We start from the raw sequence: 6,485 nt of genomic DNA, 5'->3' as shown, positions 1-6,485 counted from the left end.
GCATCCCGTAGATGGTGGCAATATGGGTACCGGGGCGCACGCGAACATATTCCGTTGCGTGCGCCGCCGTGCGCGTCATACGCGGATCGACCACGATCATATTGGCCCGGTTGAGTTCCTTACCTTCCAGAATATGCTGCAGCGAAACCGGGTGCGCTTCCGCCGGATTGCCGCCCATGATCAGAATGGTCTTGGAATTGCGGATATCGTTGTAGCTGTTAGTCATCGCGCCATAGCCCCAGGTGTTAGCGACCCCGGTGACGGTGGTGGAATGGCAGATACGGGCCTGATGATCGGAATTGTTGGTTCCCCAGAAGGCCGCGAGCTTGCGATTGAGATAGGCGGCTTCGTTGGTGAATTTGGCCGAACCGAGCCAGTAGACCGAGTCAGGTCCGGACTTCTGACGAATCTCCAGCAACTTGTCGCCGATCTCGTCGATGGCCGTGTCCCATGAAATGCGGACCCATTGGCCGTTTACGAGCTTCACGGGGTAGCGCAACCGACGCTGGCTCAACACGTCGTCGCGCACTGCCGCGCCCTTGCAGCAATGCGATCCCCGATTGATCGGGCTATTGTAATCGGGCTCCTGGCCGATCCACACTCCGTTCGCGACTTCCGCGATGACCGAACAGCCGACCGAACAGTGAGTGCAGACGTTCTTGCGCATCGTGACCGTCGCGCCTGCCGGAGGTGGCGGACCAGCCTCCGCCTTGCGGACGCTGCCGAGCGGAAGATTGCCGAGTACTGTCAGCGCCCCTGCCGTGATACCGGATCGTGCCAAAAAGGCGCGGCGATCCCAGGCTGCGCTCGGCTTACACCCTTCGCTCGACTTACCCGCCTCAACGCCGGATTTTTCATCGCGACCACGGAGACGCWGCGACCGCTTGATCAGCACAGGCGTCTCCCGTTATTTGGCCGGATAAGCGTTGACGCGGTAAAAGTTTTGGACTTCCGCGGAACTGGCCTGGTAGCGCGCCTTGCGCTTATTCTGGCGATCGACGGATTTGGCATAGGGCGGGCCCGACACCACAGCGTCCACCAACGCTGCCGCAGCACTGCCAACGGTGATGCCAAGCATATCGCGCCGACGAAAACCGATCCTGAGGCGCTCCTTCATGAAGGCCGCTCCACCATCGAGATGCGGCCCATCATAGGCACACAGCCCTACTTCGATCATCATCTTACCTCGGCAAGAATAGCACGTATGCACGGTGGTTTCAATCGTGCCAACAATCGCGGCTCCGGCAATCCCGCGTGTAATTGTGTCTACTTGGATGCACGCAATAAAAAGCCGGGAGACGCTATGTAGCAGGGGGAATATTCCGGTCCTTCGAAAAGGTCTTGTTTTTCAACATTGCACGATGCAATTTTCACGTGAAAACGTCGTCGTACTAGCAACCTCCATTTCGCATCCGCATTTGGCGCCGCGACATTCGCCTTGCGGAAACTGGATCAACTATCGGGACTCCCTGCCACTCTTGCAGACCATCGATCCGAAGCACTTCCCCTCGGTGATGGACGCCTTCCCAACCGGCGTCGCCATCATCGCGACCGAATGGGCGGGCAAGCTGTTCGGCGCAACCATTAACTCGCTGATCGGTATCGCTTACGCTGTGCATGCTTTTTGTTCTTTACCAACGAAGGCAGCGCGACGAGGAATGGCAATCCTCAAACGCGGATTGTTTTCGGTGAACATTCTTGGCCAACATAAATCGGATCTCTCGGCCCGCTTCACGGGCAAGCGGAGAGCAATATGATTGCTCTAGCGATTATCCTGGTGTTGCGCGGCGGTTCCGTGACCAGATGCGCGCCAGCTTCACGTCGTACGAGAGTAGTGTCTGGAAAACGCACTCAAGCTGGCGTGCATGTCGACAGCCGGAGGGACGTCCGCATGTCAATTTCAGTAGGAAGATCATCGAGACGAATTTTTGCGTCTGCTGCGTCGGCGCTGGCGCTTACCCGGCAACGGTGGATGGCTTAGGCCGTCTAGAACGTTGGGCTTATTTCCCAATTGAAACAGCGAAAGGGAGGACATCATGGTCCGTGACCTTTTGCTCCTGGTCGCCGTTTCGCTCGTGTTGAACGTATTTATCTGGGGCACCTTTGGCAATTCACAAACAAGGTCCCGGCACCCGCGAGGTGAAGCATCACTCTCAGTGAATGCCGCTCCGGCTTTGCAGCCGGCGCCTGAGTTCAGGCCGTATGTGAGGACAGAGCGCTAATAGGTCTGTCGCGTTGCCCCCTCAGCCCGCTCACTCATGGGCTCACCTTTGAGCAGGCCCGAGCGAGCAGCACCTTCAGTCACCGATCACGGCCGAGGTCCCGGCGGTGATGGTGACCGACTAGCAGACTTAACGTGTTGAGGCCGGTGGGTGGAAGTCGGCTTCGGGTCAAAATGCGAAGAACTCAGAGTGAGCAAAGTCAGTCCGCTCCCCCCCACCAAGCGGACCTCAATGAAAGGTGTCGCCACTTCGCTGATGGGCCAGAACTGGACCTTTGTTGCCGGCTTTCTCGCGATCACAAGTAACGCTCGGCATTCCGAGCGCTTCAACGACCGCTGTCTCTTACACCAAAGGCCCCGGCCTTCTCGCTCGACGACTTCCGCGGGATCGCCGACATGATCGTGGGCCGTAGCGTTTTTGGCCGATTGCTCTATACCGTACTGGCCGTTGGTGCAGCATTGTGGGATGAATTGCCCCACTGACCGATGAGTGCCCCATGCAATGATTTTGAGGCTCTGACTAACCTGGGCGGCCAGCCCAGAACCCGTCATAGACGGAACGTTCCTGAAAACCGGAGGAGCACCATGAAAGCACTATTGTCAATTCCGATAGCCGCAGCGCTTACATGCGCCACGTTATCCGCGGAAGCCGCAGAGCCGCTCAAACAGCAGCTTGTAGGCACTTGGAGCGTCATTTCATTTCTAAACGTGAATGAAAGGACTGGGAAAACAACCGAAGTATTTGGCTCCGATCCGAAAGGATATTTCATGTTTGATGCAGCAGATCACTTCTCAATCAATCTCATGCGTCCGAGACGAGCAAAATTTGCCCGCCGCGACTTTCCGACTGCCGGGCAAAGCAAAGCTGTTCTGGAGGGGATAATCGTGATGTTTGGCGACTACAAAGTCAATGAATCTGAACATTCGATATCCTTACATATTATCGGCGGCAGCTTTCCCGCGTGGGACAATACGAATCAGAGGCGTTTCATCGCGATCAACGGCGATGAGCTCACGTATAAGAATCCTACACCGGCATCCCGTGGGGGTACGGCTGTGGTGACTCTGAAACGCGCAACAAGCGCAGCCGAGTGATCTTTCGGTCAATCCGTCGCACGCGCACTGGTTTCAGAACTCGGCCCCCCGACCGGCAAGCCAAGCCTCGGTAACCGAAGTGATCGAGTGAGCGGGTCCGCCACGATGTCCGAATTGGGTGAAAAGTGGCGAACGAGGCGATGCTGGATTGTCGTCGGGTTTGCCTCCGAGAGCCGACACGGCGGTCGATTAGCTTTGGTGGCGAAGCGAAGCACGTCTCGCAAAGACGATCTCGGCCAACGCGATCACTTTGCTGGACGGTCTATAAGCACCATCTCTGAGGCATATTGTCCCTTTGTCGTCGTCTTCTCTGTGTATGCCTCGAAATATAAGCACTCCGTACCGTGAGAAGGTAAGCAACCCGCTCCACAGACTTTCAGCCATCGCATGCTGGCGCAGAAACCGATCCAAACGGACGCGTAAATTTGCGAGTTTCCGACCACATACATTAAGTCATTTCGCTACATCAAAGTGTTCTTCGCCTCATATCGTCAGTCCTGCCGTGCTCATCAGCAACCGGAACAGCAGCGCGACAATTCCCAGTGTCGCGACGCTCGCTGCCCAGATGATCACGAGCCAGCCCAACCGGCTTTCCCAATCTGGTCGATGCTTTGAGGTCATGCGTTGCTTCAATGATAGCCCTCGCCGGCCCGGACCTTACCGCGGAAGACGTAGTAGGACCACGAAGTGTAGATCAGGATGAAGGGGATAATGAAAAGAGCGCCGACGAGCGTGAAGCCAAGCGATTGAGGCGGACTTGCTGCTTGCCAGATTGAAATGGAAGGGGGAACGATGTTCGGCCAGAGGCTGATTGCCAGACCGCTGTAGCCCAGAAAAAGCAAGCACAACGCCAGCATGAATGGTGCGGCGTGATATCCGTTGGAGAGAGAACGAATGAGCAAGGCCGTCGCGAGCAATACCAGCAAAGGTACGGGCGCGAAAAAAAGAAGGTTCGGAAGGGAGAACCATCTCTGTGCCACGTCAGGGTGAGCGAGCGGCGTCCAGATGCTCACAATGGTGATCGTCGCGATAAGCGCCAACGCTGCCGGTTTCGCCAGAAMSGTCATCCGCCGTTGCAATTCGCCATCGGTYTTCATGATRAGCCAGGTACATCCCAGCAGCGCGTATGCCACCAAAAGACCAAGCCCGGTGAACAGACTGAAAGGACGAAGCCAGTCGAAAGGTCCGCCGTCGAAGACGCCGCGGGAGACTTCGAACCCGTCGATGAAACTCCCTAGAGCTACGCCCTGGCAGAAGGTCGCGATGTAGGATCCCCAGGCAAACGCCTTGTCCCAGAAAGGCCGGTGCGCCTCATCCGCCTTGAAGCGGAATTCAAACGCGACCCCGCGCCAGATCAGCCCCGCCAGCATTACGATCAGTGGCAGATAGAGCGCTGTGAGGATGATCGAGTATGCCAAAGGGAATGCGGCAAGCAGTCCCGCAGCTCCGAGGACGAGCCACGTTTCGTTTCCATCCCAAACAGGTGCGACAGTATTGACCATCGTATCGCGGTCAGTTCGGTTCGGAATGAAGGGGAAAAGAATGCCGATGCCGAGATCAAAGCCGTCCATGATCACATACATCATCAATCCGAAGCCGATGATGATAGCCCAGATCAGTGGAAGATCGATACCCATCGTCTAACCCTCCCTTTCTTTCGTTTAAGGCGTAGGATCAACGTCGTCAGGCGCTGCGGAGAGCGGACGCGCGGGACGCAAGTTCTGGTCTTCGTCGCCGGCCACGCCATCGGGCGCAGTGTGATGAGCCTGAGGTCCTCTTGCGACCAGCTTCAGCATATAACTGACACCGGTCCCAAACACGATGGTGTACATGACGATGAACAGGATCAGAGTTGTCGAAAGCGCCAGCGCAGAATGGTTCGACACCGCGTTCTCAGTCCGCATGACGCCATAAACGACCCAGGGCTGACGACCGATTTCAGTCGTGAACCAACCCGACAGGATTGCGATCAGGCCGGCCGGCCCCATCGCGACGGCGAAACGAAGCAGAGGCTTGGAGAGGTAGAGACGATTGCACCACCGTGCCCACGCCGCCCATATTCCCAGCAAAAGCATCAGCATGCCRAGACCGACCATGACCCGAAAGCTCCAGAACACGATCGTCGAGTTCGGACGGTCTCTTGGTGCGAATTCCTTCAGTCCGGGAATTTGGCCATTCAGTTCGTGGGTGAGAATGAGGCTGCCGAGATATGGAACCTCAAACGCATAACGCGTCGTCTCCGCCATCATATCGGGCCAGCCAAACAAAACCAGCGGAACACTCTCGCCTGGCTTGTTCTCCCAATGCCCCTCCACCGCGGCGATCTTTGCTGGCTGATGCTTTAGCGTATTGAGGCCGTGCGCGTCGCCGATCGCAATTTGAAGCGGGGTCACCACCAGCACCATCCACATCGCCATTGACAGCATGGTTCGTGTGGCCGGTGTATCGCGTCCCTTCAGCAAGTGCCAGGCCCCGGAGGCGCCAACAAACAGCGCCGTCGCCAGATACGCGGCAACCGTCATATGCGCTAATCGATAGGGGAAGGATGGGTTGAAAATGACCTTCAACCAGTCAACGGGGACGACACGCCCGTCGATGATCTCAAAGCCCTGGGGCGTTTGCATCCAGCTGTTGGATGCCAAAATCCATGTCGCCGAAATCAACGTTCCGAGCGCCACCATGATGGTGGCGAAGAAGTGAAGGCCCGGCCCGACTTTGTTCCAGCCGAACAGCATGACGCCTAAAAAGCCCGCTTCGAGGAAGAAGGCGGTCAGGACCTCATATGTCAAAAGCGGTCCGGTGATACTGCCGGCGAAGGCGGAAAAATAGCTCCAATTGGTGCCGAACTGATAGGCCATGACGAGGCCGGAGACGACACCCATGGCGAAGTTGACCGCAAAAATCGCCGACCAGAACTGATAGAGCTCTCGGTAAACGGTCTGCTTCTTCCACAGCCACACCCCTTCGAGGACGGCGAGAAAGCTCGCCAGCCCGATGGTGATCGCGGGGAAGATAATGTGGAAGGAGATGGTGAAGCCGAACTGGATCCGCGCCAGTTCCAGAGCGGTTAATCTGAACATCCTTTGCTTCTCCCGATCCGGTCAATTGGGCGGGTGAAACCCTGATAAAACCCTGTGAAGTTAACTGGAGATTTCGCGCCAGTATCGAC

7 protein-coding genes are annotated in these 6,485 nt (G+C 56.8%); 2 read left to right on the top strand and 5 right to left on the bottom strand.

All coding sequences use genetic code 11. The annotated features are described in order from the left end of the window. Together AB4Z51_RS43845 and AB4Z51_RS43840 are read right to left on the bottom strand one after the other, a co-directional pair. Nucleotides 1-895: molybdopterin-dependent oxidoreductase (locus AB4Z51_RS43845; RefSeq protein WP_441499667.1), on the bottom strand; the 895-nt coding region annotated here is incomplete at its 3' end. Nucleotides 896-907: 12 nt separating this feature from the next. After that, entirely contained in the window at nucleotides 908-1,180 is a 273-nt protein-coding gene (locus AB4Z51_RS43840) for a formate dehydrogenase (RefSeq protein WP_441499666.1), read from the bottom strand. A 298-nt stretch (nucleotides 1,181-1,478) separates the two neighbouring features. On the opposite strand from AB4Z51_RS43840, the gene AB4Z51_RS43835 reads away from it, so the two are divergent. Together AB4Z51_RS43835 and AB4Z51_RS43830 are read left to right on the top strand one after the other, a co-directional pair. Next, nucleotides 1,479-1,757 (top strand): flavin reductase, encoded by a 279-nt coding sequence (locus AB4Z51_RS43835; protein ID WP_441499665.1) that lies wholly within the window; start codon nucleotides 1,479-1,481, stop codon nucleotides 1,755-1,757. A 1,049-nt stretch (nucleotides 1,758-2,806) separates the two neighbouring features. Beyond that, complete coding sequence (locus AB4Z51_RS43830) at nucleotides 2,807-3,316, top strand: lipocalin-like domain-containing protein (RefSeq protein WP_441499664.1); 510 nt, start codon at nucleotides 2,807-2,809, stop codon at nucleotides 3,314-3,316. Nucleotides 3,317-3,799: 483 nt separating this feature from the next. Here AB4Z51_RS43830 and AB4Z51_RS43825 read toward each other — a convergent pair whose 3' ends face one another. The 3 genes from AB4Z51_RS43825 to AB4Z51_RS43815 are packed head-to-tail and all read right to left on the bottom strand — an operon-like array spanning nucleotide 3,800 to nucleotide 6,396. Next, the gene (locus AB4Z51_RS43825) at nucleotides 3,800-3,937 is read right to left on the bottom strand and encodes a DUF2474 domain-containing protein (protein WP_441499663.1); all 138 of its coding nucleotides are present in this window, start codon (nucleotides 3,935-3,937) and stop codon (nucleotides 3,800-3,802) included. Between the two features lie 8 nt (nucleotides 3,938-3,945). Further along, the gene (gene cydB / locus AB4Z51_RS43820; RefSeq protein WP_441499662.1) at nucleotides 3,946-4,953 is read right to left on the bottom strand and encodes a cytochrome d ubiquinol oxidase subunit II; all 1,008 of its coding nucleotides are present in this window, start codon (nucleotides 4,951-4,953) and stop codon (nucleotides 3,946-3,948) included. A gap of 24 nt (nucleotides 4,954-4,977) precedes the next feature. Further along, the gene (locus AB4Z51_RS43815; protein WP_441499661.1) at nucleotides 4,978-6,396 is read right to left on the bottom strand and encodes a cytochrome ubiquinol oxidase subunit I; all 1,419 of its coding nucleotides are present in this window, start codon (nucleotides 6,394-6,396) and stop codon (nucleotides 4,978-4,980) included. Nucleotides 6,397-6,485: the final 89 nt, after the last annotated feature.

The organism is Bradyrhizobium sp. 2TAF36 (genome assembly GCF_052114925.1).
In the GTDB taxonomy this organism is placed as follows: domain Bacteria; phylum Pseudomonadota; class Alphaproteobacteria; order Rhizobiales; family Xanthobacteraceae; genus Bradyrhizobium; species Bradyrhizobium barranii.
The sequence above is the reverse complement of the archived record's forward strand: the minus strand, read 5'-3'. Positions and strand labels throughout refer to the sequence as shown.